This is a genomic window from Curtobacterium flaccumfaciens, assembly GCF_004361695.1.
Classification (GTDB): domain Bacteria; phylum Actinomycetota; class Actinomycetes; order Actinomycetales; family Microbacteriaceae; genus Curtobacterium; species Curtobacterium flaccumfaciens_B.
The window spans coordinates 279,268-299,687 of the sequence record NZ_SNVW01000001.1; the positions used below are offsets into that span (position 1 = coordinate 279,268).

Sequence of the window (20,420 nt, forward strand, 5' to 3'; positions counted from 1 at the left end):
GGCGAAGTTGTTACACATCGGAAACGTGTGCGGCGGATCGTTGCGTGAGACTGTGGATACTTGCGCCGCGAAGGTGCCATGCGCAACGCGTGCGCTTGACCCCGCAACGGATTCTGAACAGTCTTGCGGCGGGCCCTCAAGCCGATGAACGCTCGGGAAACGCCTCGGGACGCGTACCGGGGCGATCCGCCCCGCGTCCGGCGGTTACTGGCCGTAGCGTGAACACGTGCTCGCGAACGACATCCACCACCTCCACGTCCCTTCGTCCCCGACCCTCAGCGGCGATCCGCGGCAGGGCGGTGCGGCCTTCGTCGCGGTGTCCCGCCCCGACCTCGACGCCGATGCCTACCGCAGCACCGTCGAGCGGGTGACCGCCGACGGCGTCGTGCGCTGGACCGCCGGCGACCGGGACTCCTCGCCGGTCCTCTCCCCCGACGGCCGCTCGCTCGCCTTCCTCCGCTCCGTCGACGACGAACACGGCGCCCCGCACCCGCAGCTCGCCGTCGCGCCGGTGGACGGCGGCGAGGCCCGCGTCGTCACCGCGCTCCCGCTCGGCGCGGGCTCGCCCGTCTGGTCACCCGACTCCACACGCGTCGCCGTGACGGCGCGGTTCCCCGAGCCGGGCCGGTACGGCACCGCCGTCCCCGGCGGCGACCGTCGACCCGCATCGAACGCCGAGGCGCCGCGACTCATCACGCGCCTCGACTTCCACGTCGACGGCACCGGCTACCTGCTCGACAAGCCGCAGCAGCTCGTCGTCGTCGACGTCACGGACCGCGCGGCGGCACCGGTCGAGACCGCCCTCACGAGCGCACCGTGCTCCTTGGCCGCGCCGGCCTGGTACCCGGAGGGCGACGCCCTGCTCGTCGTCGCGCCGCGGGACCTCGGCGAGCGGGAGACCCACGACGACGACCTGTACCGGGTCGACGCCACGGACGGCACGATCGCCCTCGCCGTCCGGAGCGAGGGATCCGTCAGCTCCAGCACGGTCGCGGCCGACGGCACGATCCACTACGTCGGGGCGTCCCACCTCGACGGCCGCCTGGTCGGCGAGCCCGAGGGCCTCTGGTCGGTGACGGACGGCGGAGACCCCGTCCGGCGCACCGCGCGCGAGACCGTCGACGTCGCCAGCGCCCCGGTGCTGCACGGCGACGACGTCCTGGTGTCCGTGCTCGACCGCGGCACCGTGGTCGTCCGCCGCGTCCCCGCGGGCACGACCACCGCGCTGCAGCTCGACGAGCTCCCGACGGTCCTCGGTGGGCACCTCGTCGTCTCCGGCTTCGACGTCGACGGCGACGTGCTCGTCGCGACGGCGGCCACGACGGACTCCCCCGGCGAACTGCACGTGGTCGACCTGACCACAGGGGGCGACACCGCGGTCCTCACCGACCTCGCCGCACCGCTCCGCGAGCACGCGGCAGCACCCGGCGTCCGTCGCATCGAGGAGCTCACCGGCACCTCCGCCGACGGCACCCCGGTGCACGGCTGGGTGGTCCTGCCCGAGGGCGACGGCCCCCACCCCGTCCTCCGCGTGGTGCACGGCGGACCGTTCGGACAGGACACCTGGGCGTTCTTCGACGAGGCGCAGGTCTACGCCAGCGCCGGCTACGCCGTCGTCATCGGCAACCCCCGCGGCTCCGGCGGCTACGGGCTCGAGCACGGCCGTGCGGTCATCGGCGCGATGGGGACCGTCGACGTGGACGACGTCCTCGCCCTGCTCGATGCGGCCCTGGAACGCCCCGACCTCGACGCCTCCCGCGTCGGCATCATGGGCGGCTCGTACGGCGGGTTCATGACGAGCTGGGTCGCCGCGCACCACGGCGACCGGTTCGTCGCGGCCTGGAGCGAGCGGGCCGTCAACGCCTGGGACTCCTTCGCCGGCAGCTCGGACATCGGCTGGTTCTTCGCCGACGCCTACGTCGGTCCGGACCCGGAGGAGCAGCGTCGCCGCAGCCCCCTGACGTACGCCGGCCAGGTCACGATCCCGTTCATGGTGGCGCACTCGGAAGAGGACTGGCGCTGCCCGATCGAGCAGGGGCACCGGCAGTTCGTCGCGCTCAAGCGCGCGGGCGTCGACGCGTCGTTCCTCGTGTTCCCCGGAGAGGGACACGAGCTGTCCCGCTCGGGTCGCCCCTGGCACCGCGTGCAGCGGTTCGAGCACGTGCTCGCGTGGTGGGCGAAGCACCTGCCCGTCACGCCGGTCGCCTGACCGGACTGACGACGGACGGGAGGCGCGGTGCCAGCTGGCACCGCGCCTCCCGTCCGTCTGCCGATGCGTCCCGTCTGCTGGTGCGTCGAGGACGCGGGTCGCTACGCGAATGCCTCGACCGGCGGGCAGGCGCAGACCAGGTTGCGGTCCCCGTAGGCCTGGTCGATCCGGCGCACCGGCGGCCAGTACTTCCGCGCGCTGATGCCCGGCAGCGGGTAGACGGCCTGCTCGCGCGTGTACGCGTGCGTCCACTCGCCGGAGATCACCGACGACGCCGTGTGCGGCGCGTGGACGAGCGGGTTGTCGTCCGCCGGCCACTCCCCCCGCTCGACGGCCGAGGCCTCGGCGCGGATCGCGAGCATCGCGTCGACGAACCGGTCGAGCTCGGCCAGGTCCTCGCTCTCGGTCGGTTCGACCATGAGCGTGCCCGCGACCGGGAACGACATCGTCGGCGCGTGGAAGCCGTAGTCGACCAGGCGCTTCGCGACGTCGTCGACCGTGATCCCCGTGGTGTCGCGGAGGGGCCGGAGGTCGAGGATGCACTCGTGGGCGACCAGGCCGGACTCGCCCGTGTAGAGCACCGGGAACGCGTCCCGCAGCCGTGCCGCGATGTAGTTCGCGCCGAGCACGGCGGCCTCCGTCGCACGGGTGAGCCCCTCGAGTCCCATCATCCGGACGTAGGTCCAGGTGATCGGCAGGATGCTCGGGCTGCCGTACGGCGCCGCGCTGACGGGGCCGCCGGCGTGCGCGTCGCGGGTGGCTCCGGGCTCGGTGACGGACCCCGGGCGCCGGTCGGCGTCCTGCGCGAACGGGTGTCCGGGCAGGAACGGTGCGAGGTGCGACTTCGCCGCGACCGGGCCGACGCCGGGTCCGCCGCCACCGTGCGGGATGCAGAACGTCTTGTGCAGGTTGAGGTGCGAGACGTCCCCGCCGAAGTCCCCGAAGCGGGCGTGCCCGAGCAGCGCGTTGAGGTTCGCGCCGTCGACGTAGACCTGTCCGCCGGCGTCGTGCACGGCGTCGCAGATCTCGCGGATGTCGTGCTCGTACACGCCGTGAGTCGACGGGTAGGTGATCATCAGCGCGGCGAGCTGGTCGCCGTGCTGCGCGGTCTTCGCCCGGAGGTCGTCGAGGTCGACGTTGCCGTTCTCGTCGCACGCCACGACGACGACCTTCATGCCGGCGAGGACCGCCGACGCCGCGTTCGTGCCGTGCGCACTCGACGGGATGAGGCAGACGGTGCGCTCGGTGTCGCCGTTGGCGAGGTGGTACCCGCGGATCGCGAGGAGCCCGGCCAGCTCGCCCTGGCTGCCGGCGTTCGGCTGCAGGGAGACGGTGTCGTACCCGGTGACCTCCGCCAGCCAGGTCTCGAGGTCGCCGATCATGTCGAGGTAGCCGATGACGTCCTCGCGCGGCGCGAACGGGTGCACGTTCGCGAACTCCGGCCAGGTGACCGCCGCCATCTCGGTCGCCGCGTTGAGCTTCATCGTGCAGCTGCCGAGCGGGATCATGCCGCGGTCGAGCGCGTAGTCCTTGTCCGCCAGGTGCTTGAGGTACCGCATCATGCGGGTCTCGCTGCGGTGTGCGCTGAACACGGGGTGCGTCAGGTAGTCGCTCTCGCGCTGCAGGGCGGACGGGAGGCCCGTGGCTGCGTCGCGGACGGCGGTCTCGGTTGCGGGGACGGTCACGTCAACGGCCCCGAACACGCCCGCCAGGGCAGCGACGTCGTCCGGCGTGGTCGTCTCGTCGACCGAGAGCTGGAACGTGTCGGCGTCGACCTGGCGCAGCAGGTAGTCGGCTTCCTGCGCGGCGGCGACGATCGCCGCGGCGCGGCCGGTCGCACGGAGGGTCAGCGTGTCGAAGTACGTGTCGTGCACGAGCTCGAGCCCGGCGTCCCGCGCGACCGCGGCGAGCGCACCGGTCGTGCGTGCGACGCGTCCGGCGATGAAGCGCAGCCCCTCGGGCCCGTGGTAGACGGCGTACATCGAGGCCATCACGGCGAGCAGGACCTGCGCGGTGCAGATGTTGCTCGTCGCCTTCTCGCGACGGATGTGCTGCTCGCGGGTCTGCAGGCTGAGGCGGTAGGCCATCTGCCCGTCGGCGTCGAAGGACACCCCGACGAGCCGGCCGGGCAGCTGGCGCTCGAGGCCGGCGCGGACGGCGAGGTACCCGGCGTGCGGGCCGCCGAAGCCGAGCGGGACGCCGAAGCGCTGGCTCGTGCCGACGGCGACGTCGGCACCGAGGTCACCCGGGCTGGCGAGGAGTGTCATCGCGAGCAGGTCGGCCGCGACGACGGCGATGCCGCCGCCGGCGTGGACGCGTTCGATGGTGCTGGACGGGTCGACGACGCGACCGGAGGCCCCGGGGTACTGCAGGACCACGCCGAACGCGCCGTCGAGCTGCTCGTCGCTCGGGCCGTCCGCCGCGTCGAACTCGCGGAGGGCGATGCCGACGGCGTCGGCACGGTGGTCGAGCAGGGCGCGGGTCTGCGGCAGCAGGTCGGCGTCGACGAGGAACGCGTCGCCCTTGGTCTTCGAGGCGCGGCGGGCGAGGAGCATGCCCTCGACCACGGCCGTGCCCTCGTCGAGCATCGACGCGCCGGCGGTCGCCATGCCGGTCAGGTCGGACACCATCGTCTGGAAGTTGATCAGTGCCTCGAGCCGCCCCTGCGAGATCTCCGGCTGGTAGGGCGTGTACGCCGTGTACCAGCTCGGGTTCTCGAGGACGTTCCGCTGGATCACGGCCGGGGTGTGGGTGCCGTGGTAGCCGAGCCCGATCATGGCGCGACGGACGGTGTTGCGGCCGGCCTTGGCGCGGAGTTCGGCGAGCGCCTCGGTCTCGCCGACGGCTGCGGGGATCGACGAGTGGGTCGCCGGCTCGGCGTGGATCGACTCCGGGATGGCTGCACGGACCAGCGCGTCGAGCGTGGGCTGTCCGACGGCGTCGAGCATCGTCTGCTGGTCGGCCGGGGTCGTGCCGATGTGGCGGTCGGCGAAGGTCGTCTGGAGGTTCTGGAGGTCGCCGGTCATGCGATGGACGCCCGGTACGCGTCGTGGTCCATCAGGTCCTCGGGGAAGGAGGTGCCGTCGACCTTGATCTTCACGAGCCAACCGGTGCCGAACGGGTCCTGGTTGACGGTGTCGGGGGCGTCGACGACGGCGTCGTTGATCGCGACGACCTCACCCTCGATCGGGGCGAAGAGCTCGCCGACGCTCTTGGTCGACTCGATCTCGCCGATCTGCTCGCCGGCGGTCGTGGCCGTCCCGACGGCGGGGAGTTCGACGTAGACGACGTCACCGAGCTGCTCGGCAGCGTGGTCCGTGATGCCGACGGTGACGGTGTCGCCCTCGACGAGGAGCCACTCGTGGTCGGCGGTGTACTGGAGTGCGGTCTGGTCGGTCACGGAGGTCAGCCTTTCGGGGTGCGGCGGTAGAAGGGGAACGCGGTGACGGTGCTGGGGATGGCCGTGCCGCGGACGTCGATGTGGAGGAGCTGTCCCTCGGTGGCGAGCGACGGGTCGACGAAGGCCATCGCGACGGGGTGGCCGAGCGTCGGCGAGAGGGCGCCGGAGGTGACGGTGCCGACGACGACGCCCTCGTGCACGACGTCGTAGCCGGCACGCGGAGCACGACGGCCCTCGGTCACGAGACCCACGAGCACGCGGGCGTCGTCGGTCGGGGCGACACCGTCCGCCCCCACGAAGTCGCCGTCCTTCGCGACGACGCGACCGAGCCCGGCCTGCGCCGGACGGACGTCGGTGCCGAGCTCGTGCCCGTACAGGGGCATGCCGGCCTCGAGTCGCAGGGTGTCACGCGCCGCGAGTCCGGCCGGTACGACGCCGCGGTCGGCCCCGGCCTCGAGGATCGCGTCCCAGATCTCCGTGGCGACCGACGGGTCGCTGTAGACCTCGAAGCCGTCCTCGCCGGTGTAGCCGGTGCGGGCGACCAGGACGTCGGCGCCGTCGAACAGGGCGTGCAGGACCCGGTAGTAGCCGAGGTCGTCGAGCGGGGTCTCCGGCTGCAGCCGGTCCGCGACGACGAGGGCGTCGAGCGTGCCGGCGGCGGCGGGGCCCTGCACCGCGACGAGCGCCGTGCTGTCGGAGTCGTCCGAGACCTCGACGTCGAAGCCGTCGGCGCGAGCGGTCAGGGCGTCGACCGCGACCTGCCGGTTGGACGCGTTCGCGACGACGAGGAAGACGTCCTCGTCGGTGCGGTACACGACCAGGTCGTCGAGGATCCCGCCGTCCTCTGCCAGGAGCAGCGAGTACTTCGCCCGTCCGACGGTCATCGCGCCGAACGCCCCCGCGAGCGCGTGGTCGAGGAACGGGACGGCTCCGGCACCGGTGACGCCGATCTCCGCCATGTGCGAGAGGTCGAACACCCCCGCCGCCTGACGCACCGCGTGGTGCTCGGCGAGGTCGGACGAGTAGCGCACGGGCATGCGGTAGCCGGCGAAGTCGGTGAACGTGGCACCGGCGGCTTCGTGCGCGGGCTCGAGGGGAGAGGAGCGCAGTGGGGACGGACTCATGGCGGAGTTCTCCTGGCATCGGCAGGGCCCGACGACCGTCGTCGGGTGGAACTCCCCCTCTGTCATGTGCCTGAGAGTTTCACCGCGGCCCGTGAGGTCCGGCGGCTTTCACCGTGGGCGAGACGCACTGCGTCTGCTTTTCAGAGTGGCCTGCCCGTGGCGGTGTTGGACCTGAGAGATTGACGGGGAGGTTGCTCCTTCGGTGCCGTGCGTGTGCCGGGGCACTGCACGACGTCTCCCGCGACGGATGGTCGGCCGGTGTTCAGTTGTCCGCGCACGAGCATACCCAGCCCGCGTTACGGGCATGTGTCGCGTGCCGCGGTTCGACGTCTCGTAGAATGCCCGGGTGGCAGGACAGCGATCGCGCCCCCGTGGGCAGCTCGAGCAGGCGGTGCTCGACGCGCTCTGGTCCGCCGCCGAGACCTCGGACGCGGGACTCAGCGCCCGCCAGGTGCTCGACGCCTTCCCGGACCCCCGCCCCGCGCTGACGACCGTGCTCACCGTGCTCGACCGACTCGGCCGCAAGGGGCAGGTGGAGCGGCAGGAGCACGACGACGCGCCCCTGACGTTCCGGGCGACGAACAGCCGCGAAGAACAGACGGCGTCCCTCATGTCGAACGCCCTCGCCGCCGCGACCGACCGCGAGGCCGCACTGCTGCAGTTCACCGGATCCCTCGCCTCCGACGACCTCGACGTGCTCCGCCGCGCGCTCGACGCCCGGTCGCGCTCCTGACGGACCGGTCGCCGTGGTCGTCACCGGAGTCGTCCTCATCGCGCTGGCCCTGGCCGTCGTGGTCCTGGCGCCCCGGGTCCTGACCCGCTCCGCCTGGACCATCGACCGGCCCCGCACCGCCCTGGTGTCGTGGTCGATCGCGGTGCTGCTCGGGGTCGTCGGGTTCGTCGCCGGCACCACGCTCGTCGTCCTGGCGAACCGGCCGATCGCCGACCCGTTCGGCCTCGGCGACTCCCCCACCCACGGCCTGAACATCGGCGTCGCCCTGCTCGCCGTCCTGGCCTTCGTCATCGCCGTGCGCGTCCGCCCGGGCCCCGAGCACGAGGCCGTGCGCGAGGCGATGCGCTCCGGAGCGGCCCCGCACCGCGAGATCGACGGCACACCGGTCGCCGTCGTCGAGGCCGAGCATGCACTCGCCTGCGCCGTCCCCGGCAGGTCCGGCGGGGTGCTCGTGAGCACCGGGCTGGCGGACCGTCTCCGGACCGACGAACTGGAGGCGGTGGTCGCCCACGAACGAGCGCACCTGACCCAGCGCCACGCGATCGCGGTCGGGATCGCCGAGTCGATCGAACGTGCGGTCCCGTGGGTGCCCGGTGCGCGCGCCATGGCGCGCTCGACGCGCGTCCTCGTGGAGTTCGCCGCCGACGACGCGGCGGCACGCCGCGTGGGGCGGGACGCCCTGCGCCGAGCCGTGCTGGTGGCGGACGAGACGGGCGCGCTCGCGGCGATCCGTGCCTCCAGGCTGTCGTCCTGAGCACCCCGTGTCGGGGGCGAGGCATAGGGTGAACGGACCGTGAAGCCACTGACCGAATCAGACATCCGCTCGTCGTTCGTCAACGCCACCCCGGACGAACTCGCCCAGCTGCCGATCCCCGGCCTGCACGAGACCCTGTGGGACCAACGCGAGTTCCTCGGCTGGCGTGACCCGCAGGCCGCCCGCCGTGGCTACATCGTGTCGTGGATCGACGACCGCCCCGTCGGCATCGTCGTCCGGTCCGCCGGCGGGTCGCTCCGCCCCGGCATCGCCGCGATGTGCTCGTTCTGCCACTCCCCGCAGCCGGCCACGCAGGTGCGCCTGTTCTCGGCGTCCCGCGCGGGCGAGTCCGGGCGGAACGGCAACACGATCGGCACCTACATCTGCGAGGACCTCGGCTGCCCGCTGCTCATCCGCACGGCGCCGCCGCACCTCAACCCGCCCGCCACCATCGCGATGCGCGGCGAGGCGCTGCTCGGGCGCATCCACAACTTCACCGCGGACATCATGAAGTCCGCGTGAGCCGGTTCAGCAGTGCGCGATGGGCCGTCGTCGAGGAGCTCGGCGACGGACGGTGGCGCCTCACCCTGCGCGACGAGGCCGACGACGAACTCGGCGCCATCGGCCTCGGGGTCGAGGGGCCGTGGGACCCGGACGTCGAACCGCACGTGGGCTTCGTGCTCGTGCAGCTCGGGCTGACGCTGCGCGGGGCACGGCCGTGGCGCACCGACGAGCTGGGCGACCAGCGGGCGCCGGTGCTGCCGCTCGGCTGAGCCGCGTCACTCGGTGGCGGCGACGAAGTTCCGCAGGATCTCGCGGTCGTCGTCGGCACGGGCCGCCCAGACGAGTTCGCTCCGGTGGTCGTCGGCCTCGAGCGGCAGCAGGACGACCGAGGCCGGCGCCGCCAGCGTGGCGCTCTCCGGCGCGACCGTCACCCCGAGGCCCGCGCCGACGAGGTGCAGGACGGTCGCCCAGGTCGTGGCCTCCTGCACGACGGTGGGACGGCGTGCTCCGGAGACGACCGGAGCGAGGTTCCGCTCCGTCGCGACCGAACCGGCCTCCGCCGGGAAGAACACGAACGGGTCGTCGAGGAGCTCCGCACCGTGGATCGACGCGCGGTGAGCGAGCCGGTGACCCCGTGGCACGGCGGCCACGAACCGCTCGCTGCGGAACGGCAGGAAGCGCACGGCCGGGTCCGGATCGGGGTCCCGCACGATCGCCAGGTCGAGCTCGCCGCGGACGATCCGCGCCAGCAGCGTGGACGAGTACCCCTCGGTGAGTTCAACGCGCACGCGCGGGTAGCGCTCCCGGAACACCTGCACGCGTTCGATCGGACCGAGCGGCAGCGCTGACACGACGAACCCGACGTCGAGCCGACCGGCCTCACCCCGACCGACGCGCACGGTCTCGTCGAGGTCGCGGCGGGCCTGCTCCAGCAGCGATCGCGCCCGCCCCTGCAGCACGCGTCCCGCCGGGGTGAGCGCCACACTGCGACTCGTGCGGGCGAACAGGTCGACGCCGAGGTCGCGTTCGGTGCGTCGGATCTGCTGCGACAGTGCGGGCTGGGCGATCCGGAGGCGTGCGGCGGCCCGTCCGAAGTGCAGTTCGTCGGCCACGGCGAGGAATGCCCGCAGCTGGCGGAGGTCGACATCTGGCGTCCGATCCATGCACACAGCGTATCGATCAGCGCGAACGAGTATTGGACGCCGCTCGACGGGCAGTCGAGGATGGATGCATGCCCGATGCGACCACCGCCGACGCCCTCACCATCACCGACATCGCCTCGACCGCCGACGCCGAGGCCTTCCGAGTCCTCAACGAAGCCTGGATCAGCCAGTTCTTCGCGCTGGAGGACGAGGACCGCAAGCTCCTCGGCGACCCGGTCGGGCAGATCGTCGAACCCGGCGGCGCCGCATTCGTCGCCCGTCTCGGCGAGGACGGCCCGGTCATCGGCTGCATCGGGATCGCACCCGTCGGCCCCGGGGTGTTCGAGCTCGTCAAGATGGCGGTCTCGCCCGACCACCAGGGCCACGGCACCGGCCGGAAGCTCATCGCCGTCGCGCTCGACCGGGCTCGGGCACTCGGCGCGCACCGGGTCGTGCTCGAGAGCAACGCGCAGCTCGCGAGCGCGGTGCACCTCTACGAGGCGTTCGGCTTCCGGCACCTCGGCCACGACGAGGTCGCGCCGAGCCCCTACGTCCGCGCGGACGTGCACATGGCGCTGGAACTCTGACCGCGGATCTCGCCGGAAACTGACCATCGGCGACCGCCGACCGATAGCGTCCGACGAGATGCGGATCCACGAGCGCGCCGAGACCGATCTCGACCCACTGGTCGAGGTGCTCCGGCGCGCGTACGGCGTCGGGTACCCGACCGACTGGCCCGAGGCCCCGCGCGACTGGATCTCCCCCGAGGGCCTCTTCGGCGCCTGGGTCGCGATCGACGACGACCAGGTGGTCGGACACGTCGGTGTCGCAGTGCCCGCGCCCGGTCGCATGCCCGAGGTGACACGGCTGTTCGTCGACCCGGCCCACCGTGGCAAGGGCATCGCCGACGCCCTGCTCGACGCCGCCGAACGGGGCGCCCCCGGGACCCACGTCCGCCTCGACGTGACGGAGGAGTCGCCGACTGCGTGGCGGCTCTACGAGCGTCGTGGCTGGTGCCTCACCGGCCGCGGACCCGCCGACTGGTGCACCCCGTCCGGCGAGGTCCCCACCGTGCGGTACTACGCGAAGCGCGTGGGCTGAGCCGGTACGCTCGCGGCATGGCGACGTACGAGGTCCAGGCCGTGCGAGAGCGCGGCGCGTGGCAGGTGTTCATCGACGGGATCCTGGTGACCGAGGTCACGCGGTGGCCGTCCGTCGGGTTCGTGTCCCGTGAGTTCCTCGCGATGGACCGCACCGACGACCTGCGCATCCGCGTCGTCGGTCGCAACCAGTACGTCGACGACTGACCCTGCCGACGACTGACCCCGCGCCGGCTCAGCGCGCGGCTGCGACGAGCTGCTGCGCGCGCTGGTGTGAGACGTGGAGCAGCGGGCCGATCTCCCGGACCGTCAGGCCGGACTCGTGCAGCACGAGCGCCGCGGCCGCGGTCTCCCGCGCGGCTTCCACCCGAGCACGTTCAGAGGCTTCCCGCAAGACCCGAGCACGATCGAGGTGCGCACGGGCAGCCTCGGGCATGGCGAGCTCGACGTCGAGCTCGAACGATCCGGCGTCACGGTCGTGCATCAGTGCGAGCCAATCGCGGGCCGTGAGCTCGATGTCCCGCTCGCGCCGCGCTTGGGTGCGTACCACTCCGTCGATCGAGATGACCCACCACTTCCCGTCGCGCTCCGCACGGATGACGTGTCGACTCATTCCCGAGTCCCTCTCTCTCGTTCACATTCCCTGACGATGGATTGCGCCGTCCGCTCCCGCAGCTCGCGGTGCCGTGGGACGACAACCAGACGATCCCCGAACCGGAAGAGGTCATGGCGCCCTCCATGGCGCGAGAACACGAACTCGACTCCGTCTCGTGCGGCAAGTCGTGCGAGCCGGTCCAACAGGTCGACCCGCTTCACCGTACGTGTCCAATCGGAACTAGGCAAGCTTGCCTACCGCGACGAGACACAACGGGTCGTGGAGTGGTCATGTGCCGACGGTGCCTGACGGGCTGCCGTGGCGAAGAACGAGCGGACAGGTCTGTGGATCAGCGCACTCGATGACACGGCTGTGGAGGAACGAGTTGGCTGCCAGCCACCGGTTCGATCACCATGGGGAGCATGCGCACCACCGACACGTTCGACGACCTCCTGGCGATCGGCGAGGCCGCCGACGTCACCGGCTGGGACTTCTCGTGGCTCGACGGCCGCGCGACCGAGGAACGTCCGCCGTGGGGCTACGCCCGACTGCTCGGCGAACGCCTGGCGCGGCTCGCCGAGGCCCCGGCGTACCCGACGACCGCCGTCGCGACCGAGTCCTGGCCGCCGAACATCGCGGCTGCCACCGTTCACCTGCACCCGCGTGGCGTGGTCGTCGTCGCCGATCCGGACGAGCCGCCCCTGCCCTTCGCCGACGCCGCGTTCGACCTCGTGACGAGCCGGCACCCGGCCGCGATCCACTGGGACGAGATCGCGCGCGTGCTCCGTCCGGGCGGCAGCTACCTCGCGCAGCACGTGGGACCGGCGAGCGCGTTCGAACTGATCGAGTTCTTCCTCGGTCCGAAGCCCGTCGAGCGTCGCGGGCGCCACCACGATGACGAGGCTGCCGCCGCACGTGCCGCAGGGCTCGAGATCGTCGACCTCCGCACCGCCCGCACGCGGATCGAGATCCACGACGTCGCCGCGGTGGTCTACCTGCTGCGCAAGGTGATCTGGTGGGTGCCGGACTTCAGCGTCGAGCGCTACCGCGATCGGCTGCGCGACCTGCACGAGCTGATCCAGCGCGACGGGCCGTTCGTGGCGTACTCGGCCCGCCACCTGATCGAGGCGCGCCGACCCGAGTAGCCGCCCCGCGCCTCCAGGCCGACACCCGACGGGCCGACAGCCGGCCGAGCCGACACCCGACCGGCCGACGGGCAACCCGCGTCGCTACGCGACGTGCCAGACCAGCCCCTCCTGCGCGCTCGACGGGTAGGCCGCCGCGATCCGCAGCACCGCCTCGCGCAGGGTGTCCGGCGAGCACGCGAGGTTGAGCCGCGCGAAGCCGCGCCCCTGCGACCCGAACCCGAGCCCGGAGTTCAGCGCCACGTAGGCGTGCTCGCGCAGCGGCACGGCGGGGTCGTCCCCGAGCCCGATGCCCCGGAAGTCCAGCCACGCGAGGTACCCGGCGCGCGGGCGCGTGTAGACGACACCGGGCAGGTGCTCCGCCAGCAGCTTGGCGAGCAGTCGTTCGTTCGCGACGATCCGGGCGACCACGTCGTCCAGCCAGTCCGTCGCCACCGTGAACGCCGCGAGGTTCGCGTGCAGCCCGAGGATGCTCGTGCGGCAGGCCACTTCCTCCCACAGGGTGTCGAGCAGGGCTGCCGTGCGGGGGTCACCCGCGACGATGATCGAGCACTTCACGCCGGCGAGGTTCCAGCCCTTGCTCGCGCTCGTCACGCAGACGCTCCGCGCTCCGGCCGGCTCGGCCACCGCTGCGAAGGGCGTGAACGCGACTCCGGGGTGCGTCAGGGGTGCGTGGATCTCGTCGCTGATGACGAGGACGTCGTACTTCGCCGCCAGCTCGGCGATCGCGACGAGGTCTGCGCGGTCGTGCACGAGTCCGACGGGGTTGTGCGGGTTGCAGAGCAGGAACACGCCGACCCCGTCCGCGAAGGCGCGCTCGAGGCCCTCGAGGTCGAGCCGGTACTGCCCCCACTGTTCGAGCAGCGGGACCTCCTCGACCTGACATCGGGCCTCTTCGACGAGCTCGAAGAACGGCGGGTACACCGGCGGCGTGATCGCGACACGGCCGCCCTCGGGGAGCGCGAGCCGGAGCGATTCGACGATGCCCACGCTGACGTCCGTGGCCAGGTACACGCGAGCCGGATCGACGTCCCAGTCCCATCGGTCCTTCGCGAACGCGGCGAAGGCCGGCGCGAGCGGTCCGGGGCCGTCGAGGTACCCGAGGTCCGACTGCTGCACCCGTTCGATGAGGGCCTGCCGGATCGCCGGGGCGACCTCGTGGTCCATCTCGGCGACGAACAGGGGCAGCACGTCCGGCGCGTAGCGCGTCCACTTGATGCTCGTCCGGACCCCGCGGAGCGTGCCGACCGGGTCCTGCTCGTCGCTCGCCATGCGTCCCAGCATGCATCGGACTGGAGGCGCGGCGCGAGTCCGGACGTCATCCCGCGTCGTCTGCGGGTCCGGCTGCGGCCGGGGGCCGCCCCGTCGGCCTACCTGCGCTGGACGACGGATGGTCGACTGATCGCGACCCACTCGATGACTTCTGCTCGCTACGTGAGCGCAGTTTCACTGCGTCGCGGCCAGGAGCCGACCGACTGCAGGTACTCAAGGGCCTCAGCGTCCTCGCGGAATTCCAGGAGCGCACCGACCTTTTGCATCAGGACGTCCCGGACCTCAGCAGGCGTCGCGAAGAAGAACTCCTTTCGCGAGTTCGCTTGGTTCAAAGCACGCGACGCAAAGTGCCGGTGGAGTTCGGTCTCGAGAGTGACGGCGTCTTCGGAGAAGTAGATCGTGTGGACGTCGAAGCGGAACGGCACCGACGCGCCACTCAGCTCACTCACCCGCTCCAGCGGCTCGAGGCGACGGGTCAATCCGATCTTCACCACGTCGGGGCCGAAGGCCCCTCGGTTGGAGATGACGTAAACGTAACCGGCCCTGATGTTCGCAGTACGGAAGTCGTTCTGCGTTATTGCCTCATCGATTGCGAGGAGGCGTCGCTCCAGATCAGGGTCGATTTGACCGTTCAGACGGAGCTGCGCGATCGTCTGTTCGATGAGAGCGCGCTCTTTGTCGAGCCGCTCACGTTCAGCGTCGAGTTCCTGCTGCACACGGCGCTCTTCTCGCAGCCGGGCACGTTCCTCGCGCTCTCGCTCGCGCTCGTCCTGCTTCCTCATCAACCAGTCGGAGGTGAGCTCCACCTCCTCTTCCCGGAGCGCGTGAAAAGCCGGGCTGATCCGCATCTCCATCATCGAACCGAGTTTGGCGATCGCGTCGCGGGACTTCTCGAGTCGTCTCTTGGCCGTTTCAACGTTGCCAGCGCGAAGCGAGCGGACGGAGCTGTCGGCTTCGGCGTTGTAGGCGCGCAGCATCAGCTTTGAAAGGTCGTCCGACATCTTGCGTCCCTTCGCGAGCGAATTGTCAAACGTGAACATGTTTGACCGTTCGATCGCTCGACCGGAGCGGACGAGATCGGCGATCCGACCTTCGATGTCCTTCAAGCGTTCTTTGTAGGCGGCAGCATCTTCAAGCGGATGATGGTAGCGGTAGATACCGACCGCCTGCAGCACACGATCGTCGTCGAGTGGGACATCTTGATCGACATCATTCGAGCCGAGCGCCTCGCGGAGATCACGTATCGTGAGTTCGAGCGCCCTGATAGTCGCATCACGCTCGTCGATCTCGGACGACTCGGCGAGAGCTACTCGACGCTCGCCGGGGGCGTTGGAGCGAAGAGGCCCTCGATCAGTCCCGACGCTGCTCGCGTCGACGGACGCCGGCGGCCCGTTCAACGGCTCTCCTTCTGGACCGTCGAGCCAGAGCTGCCATCCATCGGGCAGAGGCGGCCAGTCAGCAGGAGGCGTCCACGAGGAGGGTGGTGTCCAGCCCGCCGGTACGGGCGGCCAGCCGGGAGGAGGGTTGAAGCGACGTTCGGCGCTCATGAGCGCCGCACTCCGCTCGGGTCAACGACGGTCAGCGCAGCGGGATTCTTCGATGTGGCAGCGCCGAGGAGGTCGAGAGTTGCGGCTGGCACGACGGCCCCGAGATCGAACTGGGTGAACTGGTCTCGCGAAGCGCTGACAGCGACAAGCGGGAAGAAGCGATCCAGACCTGTTGCTGGGTCCTTCGTTGCTGGCCCGACTTGCAGGCCCACGGTCTGAATGATCCCGCGACGATCCGCTTCGAACACCTCGTGGAGAGTGCGCAACGCGACCTGAGCCAGGGCGTCGCCATATCGCTCGTTGATGTCCTTCTTGGTTGCAGGGCTCCCGACGATGTCGTCGGTCGCCTTCACCCAGCGATAGCTCTTGACACCGGGCACCGCGTCGGGTGCAGGGACGATGGCTCGGAGCAACACCTCCGAAGTGCTCGCGTCGAACTCAGCCTGATGGGTCACTTCGAAGGTGTCCGGGTACACCGAGTTGGCGAGCACGATGTCGACGTACTCCTCGACAGCTTCGGTCACGCCGTAGCCCAGACCTGCGATGAGCGCGTCGATTTCGCCGTTGTGCTCGGCGACCTCGGCTTCACGGAGTCTGCACTCCGCGTCGTAGCGCTCACGTTCCGCTCGGAGGAGTTCCACCCGACGCTGCTCGACGGCGTCATGCTGCCGGTTGGCTTCCGCCTGCCGCTCCGGGAGCGAGGAGCGAAGAGCCTCCCACTCTGCCGAAGCGGCTGGAACCCTGCCCACCACTCCTGTTTCACCTGTTCGTGCTTCTTCTTCTTGCCGAACACTCCCTTCGGAACCGGAGGCTCCTGCCAAATCGGCTGCGGAGGGAGAACCAGAGGAAGCGGGCGAGGCCTCGGCACTTCGAGATCGGGGTGCGGGAACGGGGGTGAGCCACCGTGCGCTTGAGCTCCTCGAGGTCGACATGATCGTCAACGTCGAGCGTGGCGGCGAGCAGTCCCGCAATGTCGTCATTGACTTCCTGGATGCGAGCGTTCATCTCCTCAGCCTCGGCCTTGCGGGCCTCCCCGTAGGCCACCTGTGCTTCTCGCTCCAGCCGCTTCCGTTCCGCGTCCGTGGCACGAGCCGCAGCAGCATTCGCGCGTTCTGCTTGCGCCCGTGCTCGCTCAACGGCAGCGACTGCAGCCGCCTGCTGGCGCACGGCCGCCACCTGCTGTCGTTGAACACGAGCGGCGTGGGCTTGCGCTACTCGCTGCTGATGTTGGATCTCCGCGAAGAATCCGCGCTTTCGTGCCACTTCTGGACCTCTCCCTGCCGTCGACAGAAGGAGCCTATCCAAGAGTGAAACTTCAACCGCCTCATGACGCGAGCGATCGTCGAAGTCCGCGCTACCCGGCCCAGAGCGGCCGATGAACGAAATGTCCGCTGGACCGGGGGCCGCCCCGTCGGCCTACTGTCGGCTGCATGAGCACGAGCACCGCCGACAAGGCCGTCACCCTCAAGCACCTGCACGAAGCCCCGGAGATCCTCCGGGTCGTCAACGTCTGGGACGCGATCAGCGCCAAGGTCGTCAGCGACCTGCCCGAGACGAAGGCGATCGCGACCGCCGGACACTCGATCGCCGCCTCGTACGGCTACGAGGACGGCGGCATGCCCCTCGACCTGGCCCTCGCCGGCGCGGCCACCGTCGCCGCCGCCACCGACCTGCCCGTCACCGCCGACCTGGACGATGGCTACAAGGACCCCGCCGAGACGATCCGTCGCGCGATCGGCGCCGGGATCGTCGGCGCGAACGTCGAGGACCGCCTCCGCCCCTTCGACGAGGCGGTCGCCCGCGTCGCAGCCATCACCGCTGCCGCGCAGGCCGAGGGCATCGACTTCCAGCTGAACGCCCGCACCGACGCGATCGCCCGTGGTGGCGACCGTCCGATCGACGAGAGCATCGCCGACGCGATCGCCCGCGGCAAGGCCTTCCTCGACAACGGCGCCGCCCTGGTGTTCGTGCCGGGCGCGATCGAGCGCTCCGTGGTGGAACGGCTCGTCGAGGGCCTCGGCCGCGGCAAGCTGTCCGTCATCGGGCTGCCGGGAGCGCTCCCCGCCGCCGAGTACGAGGCACTCGGAGTCGCCCGCATCTCCTACGGGCCGCTGACGCAGCGCGTCGCGCTGCGCGCGCTCCGCGACCTGGCGACCGACCTGTACGGCGGTGGCGTCGTGCCGGAGGACACCCCGACCCTGAACTGAACCGCCCTGGGCCTGGAGGCGCGGTGCCAGCTGGCACCGCGCCTCCAGGCCGTCCGGCGGTTGCTGGCCGCTACTGTCGTGCCATGAGCCTGGACGTCGATTCGCTGCTGACCCCGCCCTCTCCCGTCGCGGCGCGTGCGCTCGACGTGGTGCGCGGTTGGTCGTCGCCGGCGCTCGTGAACCACTGCCTGCGCTCGTGGGCGTGGGCGTCCCTGCTCGCCCCGAGCATCGGGCTCGACCCGGACCGTGAGCTGCTGTTCGTCGCGACGATGCTGCACGACCTCGGCGTGACGCCGTCCTTCGACGCCCACGCGGTGCCGTTCGAGGACGCCGGCGGCGCCGTCGGCTCCGTGTTCGCGCTCGGCGCTGGCTGGGACGCCGGACGTGCCCGTCGCGTCGGTGAGATCGTCGAGCGACACATGTGGACGTCCGTCGACCCTGCGCTGGACGCTGAGGGGCACCTGCTCGAGGTCGCGACCTCGCTCGACGTCTCCGGGGCGGGGTTCGACCGGTGGGACGCGGCTGCCCTGCGAACCGTCACCGCGGCGGTCCCCCGACTCGACTTCTCGGCGACCTTCGACGGCCTGATCCACGAGCAGGCCGAACGGAAGCCGTCGTCGTCCGCTGCTCGTCTGGACGGCTCGGGGAACGTCGCTGCCGGTGGCGCGCGGTGGGACGAGTTCCTCGGGTCCTGAACCCGCGCCTCCCGTCCGCACGTGGCGACGTCAGCGGCAGCGCGGCAGCGTCGCCATGCCAGCGCTGAGCGACGACGGACCGCCGATCCGCACCACGTGGTGCACGCCGAGTGAACCGATCGTCTGCGCGACCGACGGCTGGAGGCACGTCGGCGACGACTGGAGGACGGCGGCACCCTCGCTGCCGGCGAGCGCGGCCGCGGCGAGCCCGTCCGGCAGGCTCTTCGCGGAGACGAGGTACGCCGTGTCGGCCGTCCCCGTCAGCTTCGTCGCCGCGCCCGCGGACACCGCTCCCGGCTCCGGTCCGAGCACCGTGTCGATCGTGCTGACCCCGGCGGTGTCGAGGTCGGCCAGGTAGTCGGGCGACGTCCCCTTCTGCGAGCCGACGAGCGTGGCGTGGTCGACGTGGTGCGCCCGGAGGAACGTGCGTGTCGCGGCGTCCGGGTGCGTGCCGGGGCGGAGCAGGACGACGGGCTGCGCGTCGGTGCCGGCTGCGGGCACGGCGGCGAGCAGGTCGGTGGTCCCGGTGCCGACCACGAAGGTCGCGACGGCCTGGGTCCCCGGGAAGAAGGCGTCGTTCACCCGCCGGTTCACCTCGTACCGGTCGCGCCCCTCGATCCTGGAGACCGCTGCGCGCGGCACGGCCGAGTGCACCTGCCGCAGGACGTTCGCGGAGACCGAAGCGGTCCCGCCCACCAGGACGACCTTCGCCGGGGCGAGCGCGACGAGTTCGGCCCGAGTCGCCGACGGCAGTGCGGCGGCCGGCGTCAGGAGCATCGGGAAGTGGTGCCGTGCCGCGGCCGGGACGACCGACAGCCCGTCCGTCGGGTACTGCCCGGAGACCACGAACACGGTGCCGTGCTGCGCGTACACGCCGTCGGCGACCCCACGCTGCACGATCCCCACGCTCGTGGACCAGAGGTCCTTGCCGGCGATGAGCGTCGACGCATCGGCAGGCGCCGAGGTCGTGGAGCCGACGGTGACGTCCATCCGGTCGAGGTGCTGGCCGGCCGCGACCGTGAACGACTTCGCGGTGGCGAGGCTCGTCCCGCCCCACCAGCCCGCGACGGTGCCGGTCGTGTCGGAGTCCTCCGGGACGAGCTGCAGCCGGTACGTTCCGGCAGCGACCCGTCCGACGGTGAACGGCGACACCGTCTGCGTCTGCGGCAGGGCGGGCGCGTGCGACCCGGGGTCGTACGAGGCGTCGCGCATGACGTGCCAGTGCCCGCGGTACTGCGCCCACAACCGTGCACGGACCGACCCGCGCGTGGCGTTCGCATCGGCCGCGACGACGTCGCCGGAGACCGTCGCCTCCGCAGCGATCTGCACGTCGATGCCCGCGACGGTCCGTCCGGCGACCGTCACCTGGCGAGCCGACTCGAACGAGGACGCCCCGCCGGAGTACGAGGTCGCATCGCCGGCCTCGAACGTGTCGGCCTGCACGGCGTAGGCGCCGTTCGGCACGGACCGCAGCGTGTACCGACCAGCACGGTCCGTCCGGACGTCCTCGCCCGTCGTGCTGCACGCCAGGGAGCAGAAGTGCGTGGCCCGGCCCGAGCGGACGAGCGTCACGTGTGCGCCGGCGACCGGTCGGCCGGACGACGTCACCACGCCGGACACCGTGCCGGTGCTCGGGACGGCGACCGCTGGTTCGACCGCGGTCACCGTGACGAGCGCGGCAGCGACCGCGGCGATGAGCGCAACGGTGGGGGTGAGGCGTCTGATCGCCATGACGGTCCTGTCAGGGGCGGCCACGATCACCGCGCCGGGCGGCCGTCCCCCTGGCCCGTTGCGCGCATCGACTGTACCGAGCACGGCACGGCGACCGGATTCCCCCGTTCGCGGGTGATCCGACATCCGGCCTGGACACAGCGCGGTCGACGCCGTATAGTGGTCGTTTGGTGCATTGCAGCGAACCCATCTGACTCGCGCACACCGACCCGTCTCGAAGCCGACTCACCCGAGTCGCATTCCCGCGAGACCCCCGCTCGAT

The 20,420-nt window shown here is 71.4% G+C and carries 21 protein-coding genes and 2 riboswitches; of the genes, 12 read left to right on the forward strand and 9 right to left on the reverse strand.

The genetic code is table 11. The annotated features are described in order from the left end of the window. The first annotated feature begins 226 nt into the window (after positions 1-226). Positions 227-2,209, forward strand: coding sequence for a S9 family peptidase (locus EDF64_RS01255; protein ID WP_133518286.1), 1,983 nt, complete (start codon positions 227-229; stop codon positions 2,207-2,209). A 101-nt stretch (positions 2,210-2,310) separates the two neighbouring features. Here the strand turns inward: EDF64_RS01255 and gcvP are convergent, their stop codons facing one another. Genes gcvP through gcvT form a run of 3 tightly spaced genes read right to left on the reverse strand, consistent with a single transcriptional unit; the run spans position 2,311 to position 6,733 of the window. Further along, positions 2,311-5,235 carry an aminomethyl-transferring glycine dehydrogenase gene (gcvP, locus tag EDF64_RS01260; protein WP_133518287.1) on the reverse strand — a complete coding sequence of 975 codons (2,925 nt, stop codon included), beginning with the start codon at positions 5,233-5,235 and terminating at the stop codon, positions 2,311-2,313. Continuing rightward, entirely contained in the window at positions 5,232-5,609 is a 378-nt protein-coding gene (gene gcvH / locus EDF64_RS01265) for a glycine cleavage system protein GcvH (RefSeq protein ID WP_133518288.1), read from the reverse strand. Before gcvH ends, gcvP begins: the two co-directional genes overlap by 4 nt. 5 nt (positions 5,610-5,614) lie before the next feature. Next, entirely contained in the window at positions 5,615-6,733 is a 1,119-nt protein-coding gene (gene gcvT, locus EDF64_RS01270; protein WP_133518289.1) for a glycine cleavage system aminomethyltransferase GcvT, read from the reverse strand. 52 nt (positions 6,734-6,785) lie between these two features. Continuing rightward, positions 6,786-6,882: riboswitch (glycine riboswitch) on the reverse strand. 1 nt (position 6,883) lies between these two features. Next, positions 6,884-6,984: riboswitch (glycine riboswitch) on the reverse strand. A 95-nt stretch (positions 6,985-7,079) separates the two neighbouring features. On the opposite strand from gcvT, the gene EDF64_RS01275 reads away from it, so the two are divergent. The 4 genes from EDF64_RS01275 to EDF64_RS01290 are packed head-to-tail and all read left to right on the forward strand — an operon-like array spanning position 7,080 to position 8,993. Continuing rightward, on the forward strand, positions 7,080-7,466 hold the full coding sequence (locus EDF64_RS01275; protein WP_133518290.1) for a BlaI/MecI/CopY family transcriptional regulator: 387 nt from the start codon (positions 7,080-7,082) through the stop codon (positions 7,464-7,466). Between the two features lie 13 nt (positions 7,467-7,479). Continuing rightward, a complete protein-coding gene (locus tag EDF64_RS01280) occupies positions 7,480-8,220 on the forward strand; it encodes a M56 family metallopeptidase (RefSeq protein ID WP_133518291.1) in 741 nt (246 codons plus the stop codon). Between the two features lie 39 nt (positions 8,221-8,259). Further along, the gene (locus EDF64_RS01285) at positions 8,260-8,742 is read left to right on the forward strand and encodes an FBP domain-containing protein (protein WP_133518292.1); all 483 of its coding nucleotides are present in this window, start codon (positions 8,260-8,262) and stop codon (positions 8,740-8,742) included. After that, positions 8,739-8,993, forward strand: coding sequence for a hypothetical protein (locus tag EDF64_RS01290; protein ID WP_133518293.1), 255 nt, complete (start codon positions 8,739-8,741; stop codon positions 8,991-8,993). Before EDF64_RS01285 ends, EDF64_RS01290 begins: the two co-directional genes overlap by 4 nt. A gap of 6 nt (positions 8,994-8,999) precedes the next feature. Here EDF64_RS01290 and EDF64_RS01295 read toward each other — a convergent pair whose 3' ends face one another. Next, on the reverse strand, positions 9,000-9,887 hold the full coding sequence (locus EDF64_RS01295; RefSeq protein WP_133518294.1) for a LysR substrate-binding domain-containing protein: 888 nt from the start codon (positions 9,885-9,887) through the stop codon (positions 9,000-9,002). 68 nt (positions 9,888-9,955) lie between these two features. Between EDF64_RS01295 and EDF64_RS01300 the strand changes: the two genes are divergently transcribed. From EDF64_RS01300 to EDF64_RS01310, 3 genes are read left to right on the forward strand one after another with little or no spacing between them, the layout of a single operon-like run. Continuing rightward, positions 9,956-10,453: a GNAT family N-acetyltransferase gene (locus tag EDF64_RS01300; RefSeq protein WP_133518295.1), complete on the forward strand. Its 498-nt coding sequence runs from the start codon at positions 9,956-9,958 to the stop codon at positions 10,451-10,453. A 58-nt stretch (positions 10,454-10,511) separates the two neighbouring features. Continuing rightward, positions 10,512-10,967 carry a GNAT family N-acetyltransferase gene (locus tag EDF64_RS01305; RefSeq protein WP_133518296.1) on the forward strand — a complete coding sequence of 152 codons (456 nt, stop codon included), beginning with the start codon at positions 10,512-10,514 and terminating at the stop codon, positions 10,965-10,967. Between the two features lie 17 nt (positions 10,968-10,984). Further along, entirely contained in the window at positions 10,985-11,173 is a 189-nt protein-coding gene (locus tag EDF64_RS01310) for a hypothetical protein (protein ID WP_079238408.1), read from the forward strand. Between the two features lie 28 nt (positions 11,174-11,201). On the opposite strand, the gene EDF64_RS01315 is transcribed toward EDF64_RS01310, so the two are convergent. After that, entirely contained in the window at positions 11,202-11,579 is a 378-nt protein-coding gene (locus EDF64_RS01315; protein ID WP_133518297.1) for a hypothetical protein, read from the reverse strand. A 404-nt stretch (positions 11,580-11,983) separates the two neighbouring features. Between EDF64_RS01315 and EDF64_RS01325 the strand changes: the two genes are divergently transcribed. Continuing rightward, positions 11,984-12,706 (forward strand): methyltransferase domain-containing protein, encoded by a 723-nt coding sequence (locus EDF64_RS01325; RefSeq protein WP_133518298.1) that lies wholly within the window; start codon positions 11,984-11,986, stop codon positions 12,704-12,706. A gap of 84 nt (positions 12,707-12,790) precedes the next feature. Here EDF64_RS01325 and EDF64_RS01330 read toward each other — a convergent pair whose 3' ends face one another. From EDF64_RS01330 to EDF64_RS18470, 3 genes are all read right to left on the reverse strand, one after another. Continuing rightward, the gene (locus tag EDF64_RS01330; protein ID WP_133518299.1) at positions 12,791-13,990 is read right to left on the reverse strand and encodes a MalY/PatB family protein; all 1,200 of its coding nucleotides are present in this window, start codon (positions 13,988-13,990) and stop codon (positions 12,791-12,793) included. A gap of 146 nt (positions 13,991-14,136) precedes the next feature. Next, positions 14,137-15,525, reverse strand: coding sequence for a DUF4041 domain-containing protein (locus EDF64_RS01335; protein ID WP_133518300.1), 1,389 nt, complete (start codon positions 15,523-15,525; stop codon positions 14,137-14,139). After that, positions 15,522-16,166 (reverse strand): hypothetical protein, encoded by a 645-nt coding sequence (locus tag EDF64_RS18470; protein ID WP_243736192.1) that lies wholly within the window; start codon positions 16,164-16,166, stop codon positions 15,522-15,524. The genes EDF64_RS01335 and EDF64_RS18470 overlap by 4 nt, the downstream gene beginning before the upstream one ends. 289 nt (positions 16,167-16,455) lie before the next feature. On the opposite strand from EDF64_RS18470, the gene EDF64_RS18475 reads away from it, so the two are divergent. The 3 genes from EDF64_RS18475 (at position 16,456) to EDF64_RS01350 (ending at position 18,427) form a co-directional block, all read left to right on the forward strand. After that, positions 16,456-16,836: a hypothetical protein gene (locus EDF64_RS18475; RefSeq protein ID WP_243736193.1), complete on the forward strand. Its 381-nt coding sequence runs from the start codon at positions 16,456-16,458 to the stop codon at positions 16,834-16,836. A 119-nt stretch (positions 16,837-16,955) separates the two neighbouring features. Further along, positions 16,956-17,732 carry an isocitrate lyase/PEP mutase family protein gene (locus tag EDF64_RS01345; protein WP_133518301.1) on the forward strand — a complete coding sequence of 259 codons (777 nt, stop codon included), beginning with the start codon at positions 16,956-16,958 and terminating at the stop codon, positions 17,730-17,732. A gap of 83 nt (positions 17,733-17,815) precedes the next feature. Continuing rightward, positions 17,816-18,427, forward strand: a complete 612-nt coding sequence (locus EDF64_RS01350; protein ID WP_133518302.1) for an HD domain-containing protein — start codon at positions 17,816-17,818, stop codon at positions 18,425-18,427. A 30-nt stretch (positions 18,428-18,457) separates the two neighbouring features. On the opposite strand, the gene EDF64_RS01355 is transcribed toward EDF64_RS01350, so the two are convergent. After that, positions 18,458-20,158 (reverse strand): cell wall-binding repeat-containing protein, encoded by a 1,701-nt coding sequence (locus EDF64_RS01355; RefSeq protein ID WP_166645553.1) that lies wholly within the window; start codon positions 20,156-20,158, stop codon positions 18,458-18,460. Between the last annotated feature and the right edge of the window lie 262 nt (positions 20,159-20,420).

Bases quoted from the DNA above. Each gene is read 5' to 3' on its own strand.
- EDF64_RS01355 (WP_166645553.1), bottom strand. From the start codon at position 20,158: ATGGCGATCAGACGCCTCACCCCCACCGTTGCGCTCATCGCCGCGGTC.
- gcvT (WP_133518289.1), bottom strand. From the start codon at position 6,733: ATGAGTCCGTCCCCACTGCGCTCCTCTCCCCTCGAGCCCGCGCACGAA.
- EDF64_RS01315 (WP_133518297.1), bottom strand. From the start codon at position 11,579: ATGAGTCGACACGTCATCCGTGCGGAGCGCGACGGGAAGTGGTGGGTC.
- EDF64_RS01345 (WP_133518301.1), top strand. From the start codon at position 16,956: ATGAGCACGAGCACCGCCGACAAGGCCGTCACCCTCAAGCACCTGCAC.
- EDF64_RS01325 (WP_133518298.1), top strand. From the start codon at position 11,984: ATGCGCACCACCGACACGTTCGACGACCTCCTGGCGATCGGCGAGGCC.
- EDF64_RS01335 (WP_133518300.1), bottom strand. From the start codon at position 15,525: ATGAGCGCCGAACGTCGCTTCAACCCTCCTCCCGGCTGGCCGCCCGTA.
- EDF64_RS01350 (WP_133518302.1), top strand. From the start codon at position 17,816: ATGAGCCTGGACGTCGATTCGCTGCTGACCCCGCCCTCTCCCGTCGCG.
- EDF64_RS01295 (WP_133518294.1), bottom strand. From the start codon at position 9,887: ATGGATCGGACGCCAGATGTCGACCTCCGCCAGCTGCGGGCATTCCTC.
- EDF64_RS01310 (WP_079238408.1), top strand. From the start codon at position 10,985: ATGGCGACGTACGAGGTCCAGGCCGTGCGAGAGCGCGGCGCGTGGCAG.
- EDF64_RS18475 (WP_243736193.1), top strand. From the start codon at position 16,456: ATGATCGTCAACGTCGAGCGTGGCGGCGAGCAGTCCCGCAATGTCGTC.
- EDF64_RS01305 (WP_133518296.1), top strand. From the start codon at position 10,512: ATGCGGATCCACGAGCGCGCCGAGACCGATCTCGACCCACTGGTCGAG.
- gcvP (WP_133518287.1), bottom strand. From the start codon at position 5,235: ATGACCGGCGACCTCCAGAACCTCCAGACGACCTTCGCCGACCGCCAC.
- EDF64_RS01300 (WP_133518295.1), top strand. From the start codon at position 9,956: ATGCCCGATGCGACCACCGCCGACGCCCTCACCATCACCGACATCGCC.
- EDF64_RS01330 (WP_133518299.1), bottom strand. From the start codon at position 13,990: ATGCTGGGACGCATGGCGAGCGACGAGCAGGACCCGGTCGGCACGCTC.